The organism is Streptomyces sp. NPDC104096, from assembly GCF_055584385.1.
The window spans coordinates 55004-75058 of record NZ_JBVJMD010000015.1 but is presented as its reverse complement, the minus strand read 5'-3'; the positions used below and the strand labels follow the sequence as shown (position 1 = coordinate 75058).

The window sequence follows — 20055 nt, the reverse complement described above, 5'->3', positions numbered from 1 at the left end:
GCCCGGCAGATCGTGCCCCATGGCCCATGACGTGCGGCTGCGGCGGGACGACAATGGAGGTGCGACGCCGGGAGGACGGGCGCGTGGCCCGGGTCCGGCAGCCGCCTGGAAGTGGGTGACGTGATGTTCTGGTACGGCCATGATCCCGGCGGCTGGGGCTGGTTCGGCATGTCGGTCGGCATGGTCCTCTTCTGGGCCGCCCTCATCATCGTCGGCGTTCTGCTGTTCCGGGCCCGGGCCCGGCCGTCCGGCTCCGGGGCGACGGGTCACGCCCCCTCGTACCGGCCCGGTCCCGAGCAGCTGCTCGCCGAACGGTTCGCGCGCGGGGAGATCGACGAGGACGAGTACCACCGCCGTCTGGACGTCCTGCGCGGCAGCGGCGGTACCCGGCTCGACAAGGCCTGATCCGGCGTCCGCGAGGGTGCCCGCGAGGCGCCGGGCGACGCCGTCCGACGGTCGCGCGTGGCCCGGTCCCCGGTGCCATAGTGGGAAGAGCGCACAGGCGGAGGCGGCGGGAGTCGCCTCCTCGTGGACGAACGGTCGGCCCTTGAGGGAGGCGGGTCCGTTGTCGGTACGCACACTCGACGCGAAGGCCGTGACGGCCCTGGTCGCGGACGCGACGGCCGCGCCCTCCATGCACAACGCCCAGCCGTGGAGGTTCCGCTTCCGGCCCGAGGACAGCGCCTTCGAGGTGTACGCGGACCTCGACCGCGCCATGCCGCACACCGACCCCACCACCCGCGCCCTGCACCTGGGCTGTGCCGCCGCCGTGTTCAATCTGCGCGTGGCCGCCGCGCACGCGGGCTGGGAGCCCGTCACCCGGCTGCTGCCCGACGCGGCGGACCCCGGCCTGCTCGCCGAGGTGCGGCTGGCCGGCCCCACGGCTGCAGACAGCGACCTCGCCCCGCTGTATCCGGCGATCCGCCGCCGCCACACCAGCCGTCACCCGTTCACGGACGAGGAGATACCCCCGGCCGTCAAGGACACCCTGAGCGGCGCCGCCGTGCTGGAGGGCGCCCAGCTGGTCTTCCCCGGGGCCTGGCATGTCCGGACGCTGCTGCGGCTGGTCCAGGACGCCGAGGGACGTGACGACAGGGACTCCGCCGCCGCCGAGGAACTGAGCCACTGGACCCGCGTGGGCGCACCCGCGGCCGGACCGTCGAGCGACGGAGTGCCGGAGGAAGCCTTCGGCCCGCGAAAGCGCTTCGGCCAGGCCCCCGTGCGGGACTTCGCCGGTCGGCACCCCGTGCCCGGCCGGGAGACCGCCGTGTTCGAGGAAACCCCCCAGCTCGCCGTGCTGGGCACCCAGGACGACCGGCCGCGGGACTGGCTGGCGGCGGGCCAGGCGCTGGAGCGCGTACTGCTCCAGGCCACGCTCGACGGGCTCGCCACCTCGCTCACCTCCCATGCCCTCGAATGGCCCGAGCTCCGCTGGACCGTACGCGACCCGGAGTCGGCGATGGGCTTCGTCCAGATGGTCCTGCGGCTCGGCTACGGCCCCTCGGGGCCCAGGACGCCCCGGCGCCCCGTGGACGAGGTGCTCGACATCGAGTGCGACTGACGGCATGGCATCGGCCTCCGTCTCGTACGAAGCTGGATACGAAGGACGGGCGCGCCGGCGGACCGCCGCGACGGCGACGGCGACGGCGGGTCCGGTCCGCTCGGCGCCGGGGCCGCCCCGGACGGCTCCGGTACCCGGACAGACCCCGACAGAACCTGACAGGCCCCGTCCGGACCGCATCGGTCGGCTTCGGTCCGCATCGGTCGGTCCGTGGAGAGCCGCATCGAGCCGAGGAGGAGAGCGATGTCGCATACGTTGGAATGGAAGGTCCGTATTCATCTGTACGAGGACGACGCGGGAACGACGCAGGCAGAGCTGCTGCTGGACACCGGGTCGGGCGAGCTCACCGCTCTGGGGACCGCGCACTGCAACCCCGCGGACGAGGACGTGCCACGGATCGGCGACGAGCTCGCCGCGGGCCGGGGCCTGAGCGACCTGGCGCGGCAGTTGCTGAGAGCGGCCGAGCAGGACATCCAGGGCATGGACACGCCACGGCCGGAGGACCGGCAGGTCGCCGGGTGGCCCGACTGACCGGCGGCGCACCGGCCGCCGGGCTGCGGGTGGCCGGGGCGATCAGCTCCAGCGCACCACCGCCGCGCGTGGCACGTTGGAGAGAGCACCACTCTCAGGGAAGGGCGGCGTCATGAGGGCTCACGTCGGCGATCGGCTGGTCATCGACAACACGACGACCGAGGGCACCAGACGCGACGGCAAGATCGTGGGGCTCCGCCACGACGACGGGACGCCGCCCTACGACGTGTACTGGTCGGACACGGGCGAGGTGACCCTGGTGTTCCCCGGGCCCGACGCACACATCCGTCCGCTCGAACAAGGGCAGCCCGCGAGCGCCCAGAGCCCGTACCCGGCGGCCGGGGACGTCACGGCGACCGGGGACGCGGCCGCCGCGCTGCGGGTTCCCCGCCCCGGTGACATCGGCCGACGCGTGATCGCCGAGCGCCGGAGACAGGGGCTCAGCCGTGAGGAGACGGCCCGCCGGGCCCGGATGTCCCCCGCCTATCTGCGGTACCTGGAGGAACAGCCCGCCGACCCGGGGGTGGCCAGCCTCATCAGGCTCGCCGACGCGTTGGGCACGACGGTGACCTCCCTGCGCGGCGCCGACGCGGAGCTGCCACCCGGCCAGGGCCGCGCCCTGCTCCGTCCGCAGCTGCGGGACCTCGACGCGGAGGAGTGCCGCGCGTTGCTCTCGACCCACGGGGTGGGGCGCGTCGCGGTGTCGGCACCCGACGGCCGCCCCGCGGTCGTCCCGGTCAACTACGCGGTCGTCGACGACGCGATCGTCTTCCGGACCGCGCCGCATTCCACCCCCGCGGCGGCCGTCGGGGCGGAGGTCGCCTTCGAGGTCGACCACATGGACGAGGCCCTGAGCAAGGGCTGGAGCGTCCTCGCCGTCGGTCCCGCGAGCGCCGTGACGGCTCCCGACGCGGTGCGCCGGCTCACCGAGCTGGCCCCCAGCACGCCGTGGGCGGGTGGCGGACGCGACATGTGGGTGTCGATCCGGCCCGACCGCCTCACGGGCCGCCGCATCACCACGGCCCCCGGGTGACCGGGCGCGGGTCCGCCCCAGGTCGCCTCGAGCCGCCTCAGGCCGCCCGCACGGCGACCTCGTCGTGCGACGGCTTCCCGAGGACCACCTTGAGGGCGCCGGTGTCGGTGGCGCGGGCGAAGACGTCGTACGCCTCCTCCATCCGGTCCGGCTGGAAGGTGTGAGTCACCAGCTGTGCCGTGGGCAGCCGGCCGGCGGCCGTCATGCTCAGCAGGGTGGGCGTGGAGTGGGTGTCCACCAGACCGGTGGTGATGGTGACGTTCCTGCTCCACAGGTCTTCGAGGTGCAGCACGGCGGGTTCGCCGTGGACGCCGATATTGGCCACGCGGCCACCGGGCCGCACCATGCGCGTGCACAGCTCGAAGCTCTCCGGTACGCCGACCGCCTCGATGACCACGTCCGCGCCGAGTCCGTCGGTGAGATCGGCGACCAGCTGCTCGGGAACCTCGCCGGCCTCGGCCACGGCGTCGGCGCCCAGCCGTCTGGCGGCCTGAAGTCGCGATGCGGACAGGTCGACGGCGATGATCCGCTCGGGCCCGAACAGACGTGCCGTGGCGATCGCCGCGAGGCCGATTGGACCGGCTCCGACGATGGCGACGGTGTCGCTCGGGCGGACGTGTCCTTTGCGGACGCCCACCTCGTACGCGGTCGGGAAGATGTCCGCGAGCAGGACGGCGTCCTTGCTCTCCACCGCGCCGGGCAGGGCGTACACCGACAGGTCGGCGAAGGGGACGCGGACGTACTCGGCCTGGGTGCCGTCGATCAGACGGCCGAGGATCCAGCCCCCGCCGCCCCGGCACTGGCCGTAGGCGCTCTCGCGGCAGTAGCGGCAGCGGCCGCAGGCGCTGATGCAGGAGACCAGTACGCGGTCGCCCGGACGGACGGTCCGCACGTCGCCGCCCACCTCCACGATCTCGCCGACGGCCTCGTGCCCCAGGACCGTTCCGGGGCGTACCTCGGGCAGGTCGCCCTTGAGAATGTGCAGGTCGGTGCCGCAGATGGTGGTGGTGTCGACCCGCACGACGGCGTCGGTGGGCTCCTTGATCGCAGGGTCGGGGACATCCGACCAGGCGGACTGTCCCGGGCCGTGGAAGACGAAGCCTTTCATGGCGTCCCTCACCTTCCGTCGCTCGAATGACGAAAATGCCCTGTACTTCCATTCTCTCCGGCATTCGCCCGCTTCGTCACTCGCACGGTCACGTGCGGGCCGGAAGCCGACGGGCCACGGTCCGGCACTCCCCCGTCGGCCGTTGGACACAATGAGCGACATGCCTCTGTCACTGCATCACATCGTCGTCGACGCCCATGATCTGCCCTCGTTGGCCCGGTTCTGGGCCGGGGTGCTGAACTGGCGGATCCTGTCCGAGCGCGAGCGGGAGGTGGTGATCGGGCCGGACGAGGCCGCCCCGGTGGGCATCTGCTTCATGCCGGTCACGGATCGCAAGGTCGTCAAGAACCGGCTGCACCTGGATCTGACGTCCGCCGCCGAGGACCGGGAGGCCGAGATCGAACGCATCATCGCACTCGGCGCCCGCCGGGTGGACATCGGGCAGCGGGGCGACGAGTCGTGGACCGTGCTGGCCGATCCGGAGGGCAACGAGTTCTGCGTGGTCCGCCCGAAGTCGAGCCTGATCGCCTAGGAGTCCCGGCCCGGGTCCGACAACGACGCGTACGGCCAACGGTCTTGCGGATTCGCGATTAGGCCGGTTGCCCCGGTGCGGATGCGCCTCTCCCCCGTTGCGCCGCAGGATCCTGGACATGCGGACATCCCCTGGCACCCGGTCCCCGTTCCGGCCGAGACGGCGCGGCGGTGCGCGTCACGTCATGTCCGCGGCTCTCGCCTGCGCCGTCCTGCTCACGGGAACCGCGGCCTGCGCCGGCGCCGCCGAGCGGCCGGGCCCCGGCGGAGCACCGGGGAACAGCCTCCCGGCCGCGGGTTCGCCCCGGCCGGCCGCAGGTTCGCCCCGTCCGGCCGCGGACCTGCGCCCTGCGGGCATCGGGGAGCGGATGTGGCGGCAGGTCCCGGCCGCCACCCGGCAGCTGGTCGTCGTCTACGGCGATGACCAGGACTCGCCGGACGGCGTCGTCGCGCTCTACGAGAAACAGGGCACGACCTGGGTGCGGACGGGCAGTTGGCCCGCCCACAACGGCAGGAGGGGCTGGACGACGGACCATCGCATGGACGACGAGCGCACTCCCGTCGGGGTGTTCACGCTGACCGACGCGGGAGGCGCGCGCCGGGATCCGGGCAGTCGGCTGCGGTACTGGTACGACGACCACGCCTACGCGTCCATGACGATCCGGACCGAGGCCCACGCGCATGACTTCGACTACGTCATCGCCGTCGACTACAACCGGCGCAAGGGCGTCCAGCCCTTCGACTGGACCCGGCCCGACGGGGTGGAGCGAGGTGGCGGCATCTGGCTGCATCTCGACCACGGTGACGGCACGTCGGGGTGTGTCACCCTCCCCGAGTCGGGGATGCGGACCCTGCTGCGCACCCTCGATCCCGAGGACCGTCCGGTCGTGGTGATGGGAGACCGGGAACGCCTCGGGAGCTGACACCCGCGGGTCCGGATGGGCACGCGCCGATCCGGCGGCGGGTGGCCGGGCGGGACCGGCAGCGATCGTGACGCGGGTCCGGCGACGGGGGGGTCAGGCGGGTACGGTTCCGGCCGCGCTGTCGGCGGACGCCTGCCGGCACTCCGCGCACCGCCCCCACCAGGTGATCTCGGCCTCGTCGACGGCGAAACCCCGTTCCTGCACCGGGGCGAGGCACGGAGCCGACCCCACGGCGCAGTCGATGTCCTCGATGCGGCCGCAGCCGCGGCAGACGAGGTGATGGTGGTTGTCGCCGACCCTCAGCTCGTAGCGGGCGGGGGATCCCGCCGGTTCGATGCAGCGGACCAGCCGCGCCCCGGCCAGGTCGTCCAGGACGTTGTAGAGGCCCTGGCGCGAGAGTCCGCCGCCCGAGGAGCCGCCCACGCCGATCCTCGCCTCCAGGTCGGCCGCCGTGGAGTGCGGGTGGCCGACCAGCGCGGTCAGGACGGCTCGCCGCTGTGCCGTGCTGCGCAGTCCCTTGCTCCTGAGCAGGTCGTCCGCGGACTGCTCCATGCCCGACTCACACTCCTCGCATCCGTCGCGTCCCGTTCGTCACCGTACAACCCGTGCCGCCCCGGCCGGGCGGGGCGGTCAGCGGGCGAGCTCGGCCGTGCGGCAGGTGGCGCAGACCAGCCGCCGTGCCGCGACGGGGCTGGTCCGCGGCACCACGCCGACGGGCCGCTGGACACCGGCGCCCACGATGCGGGCGTGATCACGGCAGACGAACAGGCCGCAGCCGGTGCAGGCGCCGATGCCGGCCGTCGTACCGCTCCCTTCCTGGGTGCAGTCGAAGCAGTGCATGGTGAACTCCGTCGGTCGTCGGCCCACGTGGGGTGAGTGGTTCGGGTGACTGCCGCCGCTCGGCGGCGGACCGGGGCGGATCGCGCCGGCGCGCACAAGACATGCGGGGGAACCGGACACCGCCGCGGGACATCACCCGTCGGCCGTCCGGTGAGGACAGCCTAACCCGTCAGTTTTGACAGAGTCAAAACTAGCCACTGCACATGGTGTCCGGCGCTTCAGTCCGGGCCGCCACCGTGGTGGTCCCGCACATGTTCGGCACGGTGATCGCGCCTCTAGCCTCCCGCCTGTCCCCCACTCGACCCGGAGGAATCGGATGCCCGCAGTGCACACCGTCACCACCCCGCCCCGTGAACGGCCCGGCCGGTCCGGTCGGCGTACCGCCCTCGGCGCGCTGTCGCTCGCGGCCGTGTGCGCGCTCCTGCCCACGGCCGCACCCGCCGCCGGTGCGCAGGGGACGCCCGAGGGCCACTGCGCGGCACGCGCCCTGGTCCACGTACCGGGCGCGGCCCGTCAGCAGGCCGACTGCCTGGAGGAACTGACCACCGCCGGAACAGTGGCCTCCGGCCATACCGACCCGGCCGACTTCGCGGGTCTCACCCCCCGGGACCTGCCCACGCCCAGTGGCGTTCCGGGAATCCAGATCGACGGCTACTTCCCCGACTCCTCGACCACGAACACCAACCACGGCTGGAACCACGACGCGCAGTTCGTCATCCGGCTGCCCGACCACTGGAACGGCGGTCTGGTGGTCTCCGGGACACCGGGCAACCGCGAGCAGTACGCCAACGACCGCGCGATCTCCGACTGGGTGCTCTCCCGCGGCTACGCCTTCGCCGCCACCGACAAGGGCAACACCGGACTCGCCTTCTACCGCGACGGCCGCAGGCCCGGCGACGCCATCGCCGAGTGGAACACCCGCCTCACCCAGCTCACCCGGGCCGCCCGCGCGGTCGTCGCGCAGCGCTACCACCGGCCCCCGGCCCGCACCGTCGCCACGGGCATCTCCAACGGCGGCTATCTGGTGCGCTGGCAGCTGGAGAACCACCCCGAGCTGTACGACGGCGGGGTGGACTGGGAGGGCACCCTGTGGCGCGCCGACGGCCCCAACCTGCTCACCTTCCTGCCGGCCGCGCTGCGCGCCTACCCCGTGTACGCCGCCGGCGGCCCCGGCGCCGCGGACGCCCTGGAGGCCATGCACCGGGCCGGGTACCCGGCGGGCTCCGAGTTCCTGTGGCCGTACCACGAGCAGGTCTACTGGGACCTGACCCAGCGCATCTACCGCGAGGAACTCGACCCCGGCTTCGACGGGGCCACCGAGGCGGGCACCCCGTTCTGCGCCTCGGGCACCCCGGGCTGCGACGCCGACTACTCCTACGCCGCCCGGCCGGACGAGGTGCGCCGTGCCGTCGGCCGGATCGCCCTGACCGGCCGCATCGGCAAGCCGCTCATCACCCTCCAGGGCACCCTCGACGTGCTGCTGCCGATCGGCCAGGACTCCGACGTCTACGCCCGCATGGTGCACGGCGCCGGGCGGGGCGCGCTGCTGCGCTACTACCGGATCGAGGACGGTACGCACACGGACTCGCTCGTCGACGTCTTCCCGGACCGGCTGCGCCCGATGGTCCCCTGCCACCGCGCCGCCTTCACCGCCCTGGAAGGGTGGCTGGGCGGAGGCGGTCTGCCGCCGGCGGACCACACGGTCCGACGGCCGGCCGGAGCGGATCCCGCGACCCTGCTGACCGACTGCTCCCTGGACCGGACGGCCTCGTCGGGCTGACGGCCGACGACGGGCCGGGGGCGTCCGCCCGGATCAGACCGGCAGCCGCGGCACGCTGTCGATCAGACGGCGGGTGTACGGGTGCTCCGGGGCGCCCAGCACCTGGCGGGTGTCGCCCTGCTCGACCAGGCGGCCACGCTCCAGGACGGCCGTGCGCTCGCACAGGGAGGCGACGACCGACAGGTCGTGGGAGACCATCACGAGGGTCAGCCGTCGCTCCTCCTTGAGCTCGGCGAGCAGGTCGACGACCTTCACCCGGGTCGTGACGTCGAGGGCGCTGACGGGTTCGTCGGCGAGCAGCACGCGCGGGTCGCAGACGATGGCCCGGGCGATGGCGATGCGCTGGCGCTGACCGCCGGAGAACTCGTGCGGGTAGCGGTCGGCGGCGTCGGCGGGCAGGCCGACCCGCTCCAGCGCCGCGGCCACCTTCGGCGCGGCGCCCGCCCGGGTGTCCAGGCCGAGCGAGCGCAGCGGTTCCGCGACGATCGCGGCCACGCGCCGGCTGGGGTCGAGGGAGGAGTACGGGTCCTGGAACACGCACTGGACGCCGCGCCGGAAGCGGCGCATCTGCTTCCGGTCGCGCGGGGAGAGCGGCTCGCCGTCGAAGCGGACGGTGCCGGCGGTGGGGCGGGCGAGTCCCAGCAGCAGGCGCAGCAGGGTGGTCTTGCCGGCGCCGGACTCGCCGACGAGGGCCAGGGACTGCCCCGGCTCGACGGCGAGGGACACGTCCTGCACGACGTCGGTCGCGGCGCCCCGGTAGCGCACGGCCACGTCCGTCAGTTCCAGCACGGGTGTCATCGCGCGCTCCTCAGGTCCAGGGCGGACTCCAGCTTGCGGGCGCCCGCGACGAGCGCCTTGGTGTACGCGGCCCGCGGTGCGCCGACGACGTCCAGGACGGGTCCTTCCTCGACGGCCCGGCCGTCCTTCATGACCAGGGCGCGGTCGGTGACCGCGGCGACGACGGCGAGGTCGTGGCTGACGAACAGCACGGCCATCTCCCGTTCGCGCACGAGGGTGTCGAGGAGTTCGAGCATCTCGGCCTGCACGGACACGTCGAGCGCGGTGGTGGGCTCGTCGGCGATGAGCAGGCTCGGCTCGCAGGCGAGGGCCATGGCCAGGGCGACGCGCTGGCGCTGGCCGCCGGAGATCTCGTGCGGGAAGGCGCGGGCGATGCGCTCGGGTTCGGGCAGCCGTACCCGCAGCAGCGCCTCGGTGACGGCGGCGCGCAGGTTCTTCCCCCTGAGGCCGGTGCGACGGGCCAGCGGCTCGGCGATCTGGCGGCCCACCCGCATCAGCGGGTCGAGGGCCGTCAGGGGTTCCTGGAAGACCACGGCCGCGTCCCGGCCCCGGACCGCGGTGAGCCGCTTCTCCGGGGCGCCGACGATCTGCGTGCCGGCCAGCTCCACGCTGCCGGTCGCGGTCATGCCGTCGGGCAGCAGGCCCAGGACGGCGAGCGTGGTCAGGGACTTGCCGGAGCCGGACTCGCCGATCAGGCCGAGCCGTTCGCCGCTGTCGACGGTGAAGGAGAGGTCGTCGACCAGCGTGCGCCCGTCGTCGGTGCGCACGGTCAGGCCGCGTACGTCGAGCAGGGTCATGACCGCCTCCGGCGGGTCGCCGGGTCGAGGGTGTCGCGCAGTCCGTCGGCGACGAGGTTGACCCCGACGACGAGCACCACGAGCAGGATGCCGGGGGCGAGCGCCCCGGCGGGGGCGGTGGTGAAGGTGGCCTGGGCCTCCTGGAGCATCCGGCCCCAGGAGGCGTTGGGCGGCGGTGCGCCGAGGCCGAGGTAGGACAGACCGGCCTCGGCGAGCACGGCGAGGCCGAACTGGAGGGCCAGGTTGACCACGAGGGTGGGCCAGATGTTCGGCAGGACGTGTCCGGCGACGGTACGCGGCCAGGAGGTGCCCGAGGTGCGGGCGGCGGTGACGTAGTCCTGGGCCAGGACCCGTTTGACGAGGATCCGCACCAGCCGGGCGACGACCGCGCTCTGGGCGAGACCGATCGCGAGGACGGCCGAGCCGAGGGTGGCCGAGCGGGCGGCGACGACGAGCATCGCCAGCAGCAGGGTCGGGAACGCGATGAGGATGTCGAGGAACGCGGCGAGGGTGTCGTCCAGCCAGCCCTGCGCGAACGCGGCGAGCACGCCCAGGGTGACACCGACGAGCGCGGCGATCGTCACCGAGCCGAATCCGGCCTCGATCGCGATCCGGGAGCCCGTCATGAGCTGGGTGAACAGGTCCCGGCCGAGCTTGTCGGTGCCGAGCAGGTGCCCGTCGCCGGGGCCGGCGAGCCGGCCGCCGGAGGTGTCGTCGGCGTCGTAGGGCAGCCAGACCAGCGAGACGACGGCGAGCAGCGCGATCAGGGCGGTCAGCGTGCAGCCCGCCAGCAGGGTGGCGGAGCGCCGGCGGCGGACCGCCGCCGGCTTGCGCAGGACGTCCGTGTACGTCACCGGGCACCTCCCGAGAGACGGCCGCGCAGCCGCGGGTCGATGATCCGCTGCGCCAGGTCGGCGGCGAAGCCGATGCCGAGCACGGCGAGCGTGGACACGAACAGCACGCCCTGGATCACCGGGTAGTCGTGCTGGGCGATGCCGGTGGCGAGCAGCGAGCCGAGGCCGGGCAGCGCGTACACCGACTCCACGACGACGGCCCCGAGCAGCGTCGAGGCGAGCTCGATGCCGAGGACGGAGATCACCGGGACGGAGGCGTTGCGCAGCCCGTGCCGCCACATGGCCCCGGGGAAGGAGGCGCCCAGGGCACGGGCGGTGCGCAGGTGGTCGCTGCCCAGCACGTCGAGGGCGGCGGAGCGGACGTAGCGGATGAGCGAGGCGCTCATCACCAGGGCGATGGTGACGACCGGCAGGACGAGGGAGCGTACGGCGTCGGCGGGCGCGGACCAGCCGTCCAGCGGGAACCCGCCGGACGGCAGCCAGCCCGCGTTCAGCGCGAACACCGCGATGAGGATCATGCCGAGCCAGAACACCGGTACCGCGATGCCCAGTTGGGAGATCCCGCTGAGCAGGGCGCCGTACCAGGTGTGGCGCTTGTACGCGGCCACGAAGCCCACGGGTACGGCGATGACGACGGCCAGGACGAACGCGGCCAGGGTCAGCGGGACGGTGACGTCCATGCGGGCGCCGACCTCGGGGCCGACCGGCAGCGAGCTGACGAAGGACGTCCCGAGGTCGCCGCTCGCCAGCTGCCCGAGCCAGTGGGTGAACTGCTCGGGCAGCGGCCGGTCGGAACCGATGGAGTGGCGGGCCGCGGCGATCTGCTCCGGGCTCGCGCCCACCGAGGTGAGCGCGTTGGCCGGGTCGCCCGGGAGCAGGCGCAGCAGGACGAACAGCACCACGCTCGCCAGGGCCAGCGAGACCAGCAGGAAGGCGAAGCGGCGCAGGAGATAGCGCCCCATCAGCCCTGCTTCTTGATGTCGTACGCGTAGAACTGGGAGTTGAGGCCGTTGAGCGGGTAGCCGGAGAGCTTGCTGTTCGCGACGACGATCTGCGGGTACAGGTACAGCCAGTCGCTGGCCGCGTCCTCGGCGGTCTGCCGGTTGACCTTCTTCAGCAGTTCGGTCTGCTGCGCGGTGGTGGTGGCTTCCTCGGCCTGCGCCACCCACTGGGTGACCTGCTTGTTGTCGTAGCCCCAGTAGAAGTCGGGGTTGCCGTACCAGACGAGGTCGCGGTCGTTGACGTGCTCCTGGAGCGTGGCCGTGAAGTCGTGGTTCTTGTAGACCTTCGTGTACCACTCGTCCGGGGTGATCGTGTTGATCTCGACGGTGATGCCGACCTTCGCGAGCTGCGACTTGATGAAGGTCGCGGCGGTGGGGTGCGGGTCGTAGTTCGGGGTGTCGAGGGTGAAGGAGAAGCCCTTGGCGTAACCGGCCTCGGCCAGCAGCTTCTTGGCCTTGGTGACGTCGTGGGCGTTGACCTTGGTGAGGTCCTCGTACCAGGGGTCGGTGGGCGGCACCATGGAGCCGATGGCCTTGCCGTAGCCGCCCCAGACCGACTCCAGGAGCTTCTGGTCGTCGATGGCCGCGGAGACGGCCTGGCGGACCTTGACGTCGGTGAACGGCTTGGCCTTGTCGTTGAAGGCCAGCAGCAGCTTGGTGGTGGAGTCGCCGTCGTTGACCTTGTAGTTCTGGTTGCTCTTGAACTGCGCCAGGGCGTCGGGCGACTGCTCGCTGGTGACCACGTCGACGGCGTTGGTCAGCAGCGCGTTGTTCAGCGCGGTGGCGTCCTTGTAGTAGTGGAAGACGACCTGCTTGTTGGCGGCGGCGTCGCCCCAGTACCCGGCGAAGCGGTTCAGGCTCAGCGCGGAGCCGCGGGTCCACTTGGCGAGGGTGTAGGGGCCGGTGCCGTCCTCGCTCGTCTTCAGTTCCTTCGCCTCGGAGTTGATGATCCAGACGTAGGAGAGGTTGTAGACGAAGGAGATCGACTTCTGGGACAGCGTGACCTTGACGGTGTGCGCGTCCGGGGTGGCGATGTCCTTGACGACCTCGAGGTTGCTCTTGCGGGCGGACTGCGAGTCGTCCGCGAGGACCTTCTCCAGGCTGTACTTGACGTCGGCGCTGGTGAGTTCCTTGCCGCTGTGGAACTTCACCCCGCTGCGCAGGGTGAAGGTGTAGGTGAGGCCGTCCGCCGAGGCCTGGTAGTCCTGGGCCAGGAGCTTGTCGACCTTGCCGTCGTCGGTGAGCCGGAACAGGCCTTCGTACACGTTGCCGTTGAGGGCCTCGGTGACGCCCTGGCCGCCGCCCGCGGTGTTGTCGAGGTTCTGCGGCTCGTACAGGGAGCCGATGTTGACGGTGGCGTTCTTGTCCCAGGTGCCGGCGGAGGTGCTCTTCGCGCCGGAGGCGCCGCAGGCGGTGAGGGCGAGGGCGAGGACGGCCGTGGTGGCGGTGGCGTAGAGGGTCGGCGTGCTGAGTCGCATGGTTCGGGGCGCTTTCGTGCTGGGCGGAACGGGAGGACTGCGGACGGTCAGTGCTGTGCGAGGAAGCCGTCGCGGAAGACGGGCCGCTTCTCGCCGGCCTCGACCGGCAGGTGGAAGCGGTTCTGCCGCGGCGGCATCGGACAGTTGTACTGGTCGGAGAATCCGCAGGGCGGCACGAAGGCCCGGTTGAAGTCCAGGACGACGCGGCTGTCGTCGTCGGTGCGCCGGACGAACAGGAAGCGGCCGGCGCCGTAGGTGGTGTCCCCGTTGGTGGGGTCGCCGAAGACGAGCAGCAGGGTGCCGTCGTCGTCGAAGGCGCTGAGGGTGTACTCGCGGCCGTCGACGGTGAGCGTGATGTCGCCCGGCACCACGAGGTCCCGGGTGCCGCCGTTGTCCCGGAGGTGCTCGAAGGGGATGCGGCGGGCGCCGGGCACGGGCGTGTAGGCGGCCTCCAGGACCCAGGCCGGGTCGTACGGGAAGGCCTCGACGCCCTCGAAGTTCCGGATGGCGGGCGCGTCCGCGTCCCAGAAGCGCAGACCGTGCTCGGGCTCGCCGGTGACGAGGTCGGTGCGCCGCAGCGTGGTGACGGTCACAGTGTCCGGACGTCCGGCGCGGGCCGCCTCGACGTCGGGCTCCTCGCCGGCCGGGAGCCAGCGGGTCTCCACGAGGGCGAGGTTCCCGGTCGGCGCGGGAAGCGCCCGAAGACGCTCGGCGCGCCAGAGGTGCCACTCCTCCCCGGGGTCGACGGGGGTCGGGACGACGGAGGACAGGGACACGGCGGGACTCATTCGACTAGACGGGCACGATCATCACGAAACGTTATCTGATGGCCAAAGCATGTTCTTTATCAGCCATAAGCTGTCCTAATGTCAAACCCGCTTCTCGGCAGGTGAGACGACCGACTGCGCGATCGGCACCCACGGACCAGCTCTCCGCCATCACACTCAGTGACTGTTCTCCGGAGGCCGGAGCCCTCCCGGGAACCGGGCGGGCCGGAGTCCGTTCTCAACAGCCGCGGGTCCCGCGCCGGTTCGGACGGGGGCGGCCGTCGCGGTCGGTCACTGCCCGATCGAGTCGGGCGCGACCGGAACCTCAGGAGGGCCGACGGCGTCACCTCCAGGAGCGGACCAGGGGATGGGGGAGAACATGCGCAGACGTTTCACGTGCGGTCCGGCCGCCTTGGTGATGTCGGTCCTGACGGCCTGCTCCACCGGCGGTGACGACACCGGCGGCGGCGCTCCGAGGCCGTCGGCGACGTCGGCCCGGCCGCAGACCTCGGCCCCGTCGGTCAAGGACGGCGCCGACATCGACGCCGTCACCCGTGCCACCGCGGAACGGTGGCTGCGGTCACAGCCGGACGAGCGGGGCAAGGACGCCCCCGACGAGCAGGGCTTCGTGGAGGTGCGCACCGAGAGCGGGCTCTCCAGCTTCGTCTGGCAGACACGGGACGAGCGGTTCTGCATAGCCGACGTCGGCGGCTTCACCGTGGTGACGTGTCTGCCGCACCCCATACCGCTCCACAAGGGTCCGTACATCACCGAGCTGGGCTACGTCCCGGACCCCGGATGGACCGTGCTGTTCGCCGCGGACCACCAGGAGGTCACCTCCGCGACCTGTGCGGGCGAGCCCGTCGAGGTACGCAAGGTCGAAACGCTGAACGAGGGCGGGCGCCTCGTGTACGCCGCCCATTTCACGGAGCGCCGACTGGGCTTCATGACCCTCGGTCTGCGCCGCGGCACCGCTTCGGCCACCGCACGGGTGAACGTGAACGGAGTGGTCTCCCGAGGTCCTCGCTGCGGCTAGGACGTGCTTCGAGAGTGGCGTCGCCCGCCCGGCTCCGGTACGCGGGAAGGGTCAGCCGGAGGTCGTCCACCGGGGCGCCGTACGGGCCCACGCGGTGTCCCACCGTGCGAGGTTGCGCCGCTCCAGCCTGCGGACGGCGCAGCCGTACGCGGCGGCACCGATGACGGGAACGGTCAGGGCGGCGGCCATCGCGGCGCCCATCGTGCGGTTGCGGACCTGCTCGCCGCTCAGCGGCGGCTCGGTGATCTTCCCGTCGTCGCCGACCCAGACCCGGACCGCGCTGCCGGACCGCAGCGCGGGTTCGACGTCGGCCCTGGCGGTCCGCGTGCGTCCGTGCGGATCGGTGAAGCGGACGGTGACCGGATACCGGGTCGCCTTCGCCTCGGGCGACCCGGGTTCGGGATGGCGCGGGGCGTCGTGCAGGAGCACCGCGGGGGTGTGGTGCCGGACCGCGGCCTCGTGCCGCGCGGTCTGCCAGTGGTGGCGATAGGCCGCGTCGCCGACCAGGAACGTGGCGGCGGGGGTCGCGGCCGCCACGGCGAGGATCAGGCCGAGCGCGATCCACGCCTGCACGAGATCGGTACGGCGGCGCAGCGGGTTGCGCCGACACCGCCACAGCAGGACACCGGGCGGGTGTTCAGGGGGGCGGCGGCTGTTCCGGGGTGTTTCACGGGCCACCATGTGTCTCCTTCCGTATGGGCGCGCCCGCTCCTGGCAGTGCTACTGCGGGTGCGCGGACTCGGTGAGTCCGGTGGTCGAGGGGTGTGCGTGGGCGGCTTCCAGCAGCCGGCCGGCCCCGCGGACGGCCGCGGTGTGCGGGGCGGGCACCGGTGTGACGGGGGCGTGCAGTTGCCCGCTCAGGCGGTAGGTGATGTCGGGCCGCAGCGCGCCCCCGCCGGCCAGCAGCACTCCCCGTCGCAGCGCGTCGAGCGTCTGGGTGGTGCGGTCCTGTTCCAGCACGGCGGTGACCATCGCGACGACCGCGTCGGCGATCCCGGCCGGCGGGGTGCGACTGTCCAGGTCGCCGATGCCCAGGGCGGTGCGGCGGGCGTCGGTCACGAAGCCGTCGGTGAGCAGGACGACCTCGGTGACGTGGGCGCCGAGGTCCACCACGAGCAGGGGCCTGCCCAGGTCGGCGCCGACGGCGGTGGCCACGGCTCGCGCCGCCGGGACGGTCAGCACGCCGTGCGGCCGCAACCGCTCCACCGCGGCGCGGGCCGCCTCCCGGAAGGCGAGTCCGCTCAGCACGGGTGTCGTCAGGATGAACAGGGGACGGGTGGCGTGCGGCAGCCGGTGACCGAGGAGACGGTCGAGCATCAGGGCGGTGCCCGGGACGTCGACGATGGTGGCGCGCTGGATGGGGTGCAGGCCGCCGTCCCCCGGAAAGGTCACCGTGGGCACGTCCAGGATCACGCCCCGGCCGGACGCCCAGACCCGGGTGCGTACGCTGCCCAGGTCCAGGGCGATGCCACAGCACTGCGGACAGCGGGGCCAGGGGCGGTGCCGCGGGCTGCGGGAGCGCGGGCGGGGTGTCGCGGTCACCGGCCCGCCTCCCGCACCTGCTGGCAGCGCCCGCAGTAGCGGGCCTGCGGCACGATGACCAGGCGCTCCCGGGCGATGGGCCTGCGGCACAGGTGGCAGGTGCCGTACCGGCCCTGCTCCATGCGTACGAGGGCCGCCTCGACGTCGGCGAGGACCATCCGGGCGGAGGCGGCGAGCTTGACCCGGACCTCCGTCTGGGAGGCGGCGCGCCGGTCGGGCAGCGTCCGGGGGCGGTGCGCGGCGGCCGAGAGCTGCTGGAGCTGTTCCAGACGGAACAGGCGCTGCTCCTGCAGGTTCTCCCGCAGGGCGGCGAGGTCCTCGGTCGACAGGGTCGTGTTGCGGTGGCGCGTGCTCTGGTGGTTCACCAATTCCCCCTCGGACGGGGCAGCGGACGGAGGCTGGGCGGACGCCGGTCAGGCGGCGTCGCGCTGGCAGGGGACGCAGTACCGCGTGTGCGGCAGGATCTCCAGGCGCTCGACGGGGATGGGCTTGGCGCAGCCCTCGCAGTTCCCGTAGCTGCCGTCCTCGACGCGGGTGAACGCCGCGTCGATCTCCTTGAGGACCCGCCGCACGGTGTCCCGCTGCGCGGTCGCCATCGGGTCCCCCGTGCTCGGACCGGCCTCGGCGATGGCCTGTAGCTGCGTCAGCCGGGAGTTGCGTTCGTGTTCGAGTCGCTGACGGGCCTCGTGCGCCGTCAGACGCTCGTGACGGGGTTCGGTCCGGGGTCCGGTCCGGGGTTCGGGACCGGGTTCGGTCCGGGCTTCGGGACCGGGTTCGGTCCGGGCTTCGGGACCGGGTTCGGTCCGGGGCGTGTCGAGCGACATGGCGGGTCCTTTCCTCGACGGAACGGGGGCGTACGGAGCTGAGGTGGGGCGCGAAGCCTTGGAGCGGAGAAGTCCTGGACCGCAGAGGTGCGACCCGGACCGGGAACGGCGGGGTCACGCCGAGTGGTCCTGGCCCCACCTTGGCCGAGGCGCCGTACGAAACCCATCGGGCGCGATACCCATCTGCGGCGCCGCGCCGGGCCCGTCGCGACCTGGGCGGACCGGGCCGCGGAAATGGGCATTGGAGCCCATCGACGGGTCGGGCGGGGCGGAGGGAGGCTGGCCACAGGACGGTCGCCGAACCTGCCGCGGCCCGGGCACGGGGTGCGCGGTGACCGACAGTGGAGACAGAGCCGTATCGCACGAGGAAGGGTTGTCATCCCGGTGTCGCTGTTCTGGCGGATCTTCGCCCTCAACGCCGTGGTGCTGGGCACTGCCACCGCACTGCTGCTGTGGGCCCCGGTGACGGTGTCCGTGCCGGTCGTGCTGACCGAGGCGGTCATCCTCGTGGCCGGCCTGGCCGTCATGCTGGTCGCCAACGCCGCCCTGCTGGGGATCGGCCTGGCGCCCCTGGGCCGGCTCGCGAAGCTGATGACCACCGTCGACCTGCTGCGCCCCGGCCAGCGCCTGCCCGAGCACGGGCACAGCGAGGTCGCGGAGCTGATCCGCACCTTCAACGCCATGCTCGACCGCCTCGAACACGAGCGGGCCGCCAGCAGCGCCCGCGTCCTGCTCGCGCAGGAGGCCGAGCGGCGCCGTATCGCCCAGGAACTCCACGACGAGGTCGGCCAGAGCATGACCGCGATCCTGCTGGCGCTGAAGCGGGCGGCGGACACGGCGGCCGAGCCGCTGCGCGGTGAGCTGCACCAGGCTCAGGAGATCACCCGCGAGAGCCTGGACGAGGTCCGCCGTCTGGTGCGCCGGCTGCGGCCTGGCGTGCTGGAGGATCTCGGCCTGGTCAGCGCCCTCACCTCGCTGACCACCGAGTTCGCCACGCACGCCGGGCTGCGCGTGGTGCGCCGCTTCGACCCCGGGCTGCCCGCGCTGGACGAGCAGACGGAGCTCGTGCTCTACCGCGTCGTCCAGGAGGCCCTGACCAACGCCGCCCGGCACGCCGAGGCCGGCCGGGTGGAGGTGACCCTGCGCCACGCCGACGGCGCGGTGGTCCTGACCGTCGCGGACGACGGCCGTGGGAGCGCCGTCGTCCGCGAGGGCGCCGGGATCCGCGGGATGCGCGAGCGGGCCCTGCTGATCGGGGCGGCGCTCGACATCGTCTCCGGGCCGACGGCCGGTACCCAGGTCCGGCTGACCGTGCCCACCGGCCCCAGAAAGTCGTGACCATGACCGAAACACCGACGATCCGGATCCTGCTCGCCGACGACCACGCGCTGGTACGACGCGGGGTGCGGCTCATCCTCGACGGCGAACCCGACCTCGAGGTCGTCGCCGAGGCCGGGGACGGCGCCGAGGCCGTGGCCCTGGCCCGCACCCACCAGGTCGACCTGGCCGTCCTGGACATCGCGATGCCCCGGATGACCGGCCTCCAGGCCGCCCGCGAACTCCTCGCGGTCAAGCCCGGCGTGCGGGTCCTGATGCTGACGATGCACGACAACGAGCAGTACTTCTTCCAGGCGCTCAAGGCCGGGGCCGGCGGGTACGTGCTGAAGTCCGTGGCCGACCGCGACCTGGTCGCCGCCTGCCGGGCCGCCATGCGCGACGAGCCGTTCCTCTACCCCGGCGCGGTCACCGCCCTCGTCCGCAACTACCTCGACCGTGTGCACGACGGCGAGGAACCCCCGGACCAGGTGCTGACGCCCCGGGAGGAGGAGGTGCTCAAGCTCGTGGCCGAGGGCCACTCCTCCAAGGAGATCGCGGAGCTGCTGTTCATCAGCATCAAGACCGTCCACCGGCACCGGGAGAACCTTCTGCACAAGCTCGGGATGCGCGACCGCCTGGGGCTCACGCGCTACGCCATCCGGGCCGGCCTGATCGAACCCTGACCGCCGGCCCCTTCCGACCGCCTCAAGGCTCCGGCCGTCCACTCCCCCGCCGGAGCCTTGAGGCACACCGCCCCCTCAGGACCAGCGCCCACCGCAGCCGAAGCGAGGACGACGTATGGCACGCGCCTCGCACGCCCCCGCACGTACGCGGGTGCTCAACGCCTCGGCGATGGTCGCCGTCCTGCTCGCCGCGCTCGCCGCTCTGCTCACCGCGGCGGCACCCGGCGTCGCGTCCCCGGGCCCACCCGTCGGCGCGACGGGCACGACGGCCACCACGGCGACGACAGCGGCGCCGCAGTCCGCCACCCCATCGCCGGCCACAGCCGCGTCGGCGTCGCCGTCCGCGACCGGACCGGCTGCCGCGACCGTCCGGGCCGACCGCGGGGACCACGCGGACGACGGGCATCCGGCCCTCCGCACCGGTGCGGCACGCGTCCAGTGCCCCGCCCCCGGCGAGCGCCGCCCGCCGCCCGCCCTCGGCACCTCGAGCCGTACGAGCGGCACGCTGCCGCCCGCGGTCGACGCGCCGACCCCGGCGGTGCCCGCGGCCACCGCCACCCGACCGACGCACCACCTCCGCCTGCGGGCACCTCCTGGACGGCCGGGCACCTGACCCCGCGCTCGCTGCCTCCGTCCCTCCCCGCCGTGGAC

General features: G+C 73.0%; 24 protein-coding genes. 11 read left to right on the top strand and 13 right to left on the bottom strand.

Going from position 1 to position 20055, the window contains the following annotated elements; all coding sequences use genetic code 11:
* Positions 1 to 120: 120 nt before the first annotated feature.
* The 4 genes from ACZ60B_RS18060 (at position 121) to ACZ60B_RS18045 (ending at position 3125) form a co-directional block, all read left to right on the top strand.
* Complete coding sequence (locus ACZ60B_RS18060; RefSeq protein ID WP_469388143.1) at positions 121 to 405, top strand: SHOCT domain-containing protein; 285 nt, start codon at positions 121 to 123, stop codon at positions 403 to 405.
* Between the two features lie 160 nt (positions 406 to 565).
* Positions 566 to 1561 carry an Acg family FMN-binding oxidoreductase gene (locus ACZ60B_RS18055; RefSeq protein ID WP_469388012.1) on the top strand — a complete coding sequence of 332 codons (996 nt, stop codon included), beginning with the start codon at positions 566 to 568 and terminating at the stop codon, positions 1559 to 1561.
* A 243-nt stretch (positions 1562 to 1804) separates the two neighbouring features.
* The gene (locus ACZ60B_RS18050; protein ID WP_469388011.1) at positions 1805 to 2092 is read left to right on the top strand and encodes a DUF1876 domain-containing protein; all 288 of its coding nucleotides are present in this window, start codon (positions 1805 to 1807) and stop codon (positions 2090 to 2092) included.
* 112 nt (positions 2093 to 2204) lie between these two features.
* Complete coding sequence (locus ACZ60B_RS18045) at positions 2205 to 3125, top strand: pyridoxamine 5'-phosphate oxidase family protein (RefSeq protein ID WP_469388009.1); 921 nt, start codon at positions 2205 to 2207, stop codon at positions 3123 to 3125.
* Positions 3126 to 3162: 37 nt separating this feature from the next.
* On the opposite strand, the gene ACZ60B_RS18040 is transcribed toward ACZ60B_RS18045, so the two are convergent.
* Positions 3163 to 4233: a zinc-dependent alcohol dehydrogenase family protein gene (locus ACZ60B_RS18040; protein WP_469388008.1), complete on the bottom strand. Its 1071-nt coding sequence runs from the start codon at positions 4231 to 4233 to the stop codon at positions 3163 to 3165.
* Between the two features lie 160 nt (positions 4234 to 4393).
* Here ACZ60B_RS18040 and ACZ60B_RS18035 point away from each other — a divergent pair, with 160 nt between their 5' ends.
* Entirely contained in the window at positions 4394 to 4765 is a 372-nt protein-coding gene (locus tag ACZ60B_RS18035) for a VOC family protein (RefSeq protein WP_469388006.1), read from the top strand.
* 184 nt (positions 4766 to 4949) lie between these two features.
* A complete protein-coding gene (locus tag ACZ60B_RS18030) occupies positions 4950 to 5687 on the top strand; it encodes a L,D-transpeptidase family protein (protein ID WP_469388004.1) in 738 nt (245 codons plus the stop codon).
* Between the two features lie 93 nt (positions 5688 to 5780).
* Here the strand turns inward: ACZ60B_RS18030 and ACZ60B_RS18025 are convergent, their stop codons facing one another.
* Together ACZ60B_RS18025 and ACZ60B_RS18020 are read right to left on the bottom strand one after the other, a co-directional pair.
* Complete coding sequence (locus ACZ60B_RS18025; protein ID WP_469388002.1) at positions 5781 to 6239, bottom strand: Fur family transcriptional regulator; 459 nt, start codon at positions 6237 to 6239, stop codon at positions 5781 to 5783.
* A gap of 78 nt (positions 6240 to 6317) precedes the next feature.
* Positions 6318 to 6554, bottom strand: a complete 237-nt coding sequence (locus tag ACZ60B_RS18020; protein WP_469388001.1) for a DUF2180 family protein — start codon at positions 6552 to 6554, stop codon at positions 6318 to 6320.
* A gap of 289 nt (positions 6555 to 6843) precedes the next feature.
* Here ACZ60B_RS18020 and ACZ60B_RS18015 point away from each other — a divergent pair, with 289 nt between their 5' ends.
* Positions 6844 to 8307, top strand: a complete 1464-nt coding sequence (locus tag ACZ60B_RS18015; protein ID WP_469387999.1) for a 3-hydroxybutyrate oligomer hydrolase family protein — start codon at positions 6844 to 6846, stop codon at positions 8305 to 8307.
* Between the two features lie 33 nt (positions 8308 to 8340).
* Here the strand turns inward: ACZ60B_RS18015 and ACZ60B_RS18010 are convergent, their stop codons facing one another.
* The 6 genes from ACZ60B_RS18010 to ACZ60B_RS17985 are packed head-to-tail and all read right to left on the bottom strand — an operon-like array spanning position 8341 to position 14023.
* On the bottom strand, positions 8341 to 9105 hold the full coding sequence (locus ACZ60B_RS18010) for an ABC transporter ATP-binding protein (RefSeq protein ID WP_469387998.1): 765 nt from the start codon (positions 9103 to 9105) through the stop codon (positions 8341 to 8343).
* Positions 9102 to 9902, bottom strand: a complete 801-nt coding sequence (locus tag ACZ60B_RS18005; protein ID WP_469387996.1) for an ATP-binding cassette domain-containing protein — start codon at positions 9900 to 9902, stop codon at positions 9102 to 9104. The genes ACZ60B_RS18010 and ACZ60B_RS18005 overlap by 4 nt, the downstream gene beginning before the upstream one ends.
* Positions 9899 to 10756 (bottom strand): ABC transporter permease, encoded by an 858-nt coding sequence (locus ACZ60B_RS18000; RefSeq protein ID WP_469387994.1) that lies wholly within the window; start codon positions 10754 to 10756, stop codon positions 9899 to 9901. Before ACZ60B_RS18000 ends, ACZ60B_RS18005 begins: the two co-directional genes overlap by 4 nt.
* A complete protein-coding gene (locus ACZ60B_RS17995) occupies positions 10753 to 11718 on the bottom strand; it encodes an ABC transporter permease (RefSeq protein WP_469387992.1) in 966 nt (321 codons plus the stop codon). The genes ACZ60B_RS18000 and ACZ60B_RS17995 overlap by 4 nt, the downstream gene beginning before the upstream one ends.
* Positions 11718 to 13235 (bottom strand): ABC transporter substrate-binding protein, encoded by a 1518-nt coding sequence (locus tag ACZ60B_RS17990; protein WP_469387991.1) that lies wholly within the window; start codon positions 13233 to 13235, stop codon positions 11718 to 11720. The genes ACZ60B_RS17995 and ACZ60B_RS17990 overlap by 1 nt, the downstream gene beginning before the upstream one ends.
* 47 nt (positions 13236 to 13282) lie before the next feature.
* Entirely contained in the window at positions 13283 to 14023 is a 741-nt protein-coding gene (locus ACZ60B_RS17985) for a DUF1684 domain-containing protein (RefSeq protein ID WP_469387989.1), read from the bottom strand.
* Positions 14024 to 14381: 358 nt separating this feature from the next.
* On the opposite strand from ACZ60B_RS17985, the gene ACZ60B_RS17980 reads away from it, so the two are divergent.
* Positions 14382 to 15038, top strand: coding sequence for a hypothetical protein (locus ACZ60B_RS17980; protein WP_469387987.1), 657 nt, complete (start codon positions 14382 to 14384; stop codon positions 15036 to 15038).
* Positions 15039 to 15089: 51 nt separating this feature from the next.
* Here the strand turns inward: ACZ60B_RS17980 and ACZ60B_RS17975 are convergent, their stop codons facing one another.
* Genes ACZ60B_RS17975 through ACZ60B_RS17960 form a run of 4 tightly spaced genes read right to left on the bottom strand, consistent with a single transcriptional unit; the run spans position 15090 to position 17278 of the window.
* Complete coding sequence (locus tag ACZ60B_RS17975; protein ID WP_469388141.1) at positions 15090 to 15716, bottom strand: Rv1733c family protein; 627 nt, start codon at positions 15714 to 15716, stop codon at positions 15090 to 15092.
* A gap of 42 nt (positions 15717 to 15758) precedes the next feature.
* Positions 15759 to 16580 carry a rod shape-determining protein gene (locus ACZ60B_RS17970; RefSeq protein ID WP_469387985.1) on the bottom strand — a complete coding sequence of 274 codons (822 nt, stop codon included), beginning with the start codon at positions 16578 to 16580 and terminating at the stop codon, positions 15759 to 15761.
* Complete coding sequence (locus tag ACZ60B_RS17965) at positions 16577 to 16948, bottom strand: TraR/DksA family transcriptional regulator (RefSeq protein ID WP_469387984.1); 372 nt, start codon at positions 16946 to 16948, stop codon at positions 16577 to 16579. The genes ACZ60B_RS17970 and ACZ60B_RS17965 overlap by 4 nt, the downstream gene beginning before the upstream one ends.
* Positions 16949 to 16993: 45 nt before the next feature.
* On the bottom strand, positions 16994 to 17278 hold the full coding sequence (locus tag ACZ60B_RS17960) for a TraR/DksA family transcriptional regulator (RefSeq protein ID WP_469388139.1): 285 nt from the start codon (positions 17276 to 17278) through the stop codon (positions 16994 to 16996).
* A 510-nt stretch (positions 17279 to 17788) separates the two neighbouring features.
* Between ACZ60B_RS17960 and ACZ60B_RS17955 the strand changes: the two genes are divergently transcribed.
* The 3 genes from ACZ60B_RS17955 (at position 17789) to ACZ60B_RS17945 (ending at position 20017) form a co-directional block, all read left to right on the top strand.
* Positions 17789 to 18742, top strand: coding sequence for a HAMP domain-containing sensor histidine kinase (locus tag ACZ60B_RS17955; protein ID WP_469387982.1), 954 nt, complete (start codon positions 17789 to 17791; stop codon positions 18740 to 18742).
* A gap of 2 nt (positions 18743 to 18744) precedes the next feature.
* A complete protein-coding gene (locus ACZ60B_RS17950; protein ID WP_450662864.1) occupies positions 18745 to 19404 on the top strand; it encodes a response regulator in 660 nt (219 codons plus the stop codon).
* A gap of 115 nt (positions 19405 to 19519) precedes the next feature.
* Positions 19520 to 20017 (top strand): hypothetical protein, encoded by a 498-nt coding sequence (locus tag ACZ60B_RS17945; RefSeq protein ID WP_469387980.1) that lies wholly within the window; start codon positions 19520 to 19522, stop codon positions 20015 to 20017.
* The last annotated feature ends 38 nt before the right edge of the window (positions 20018 to 20055 follow it).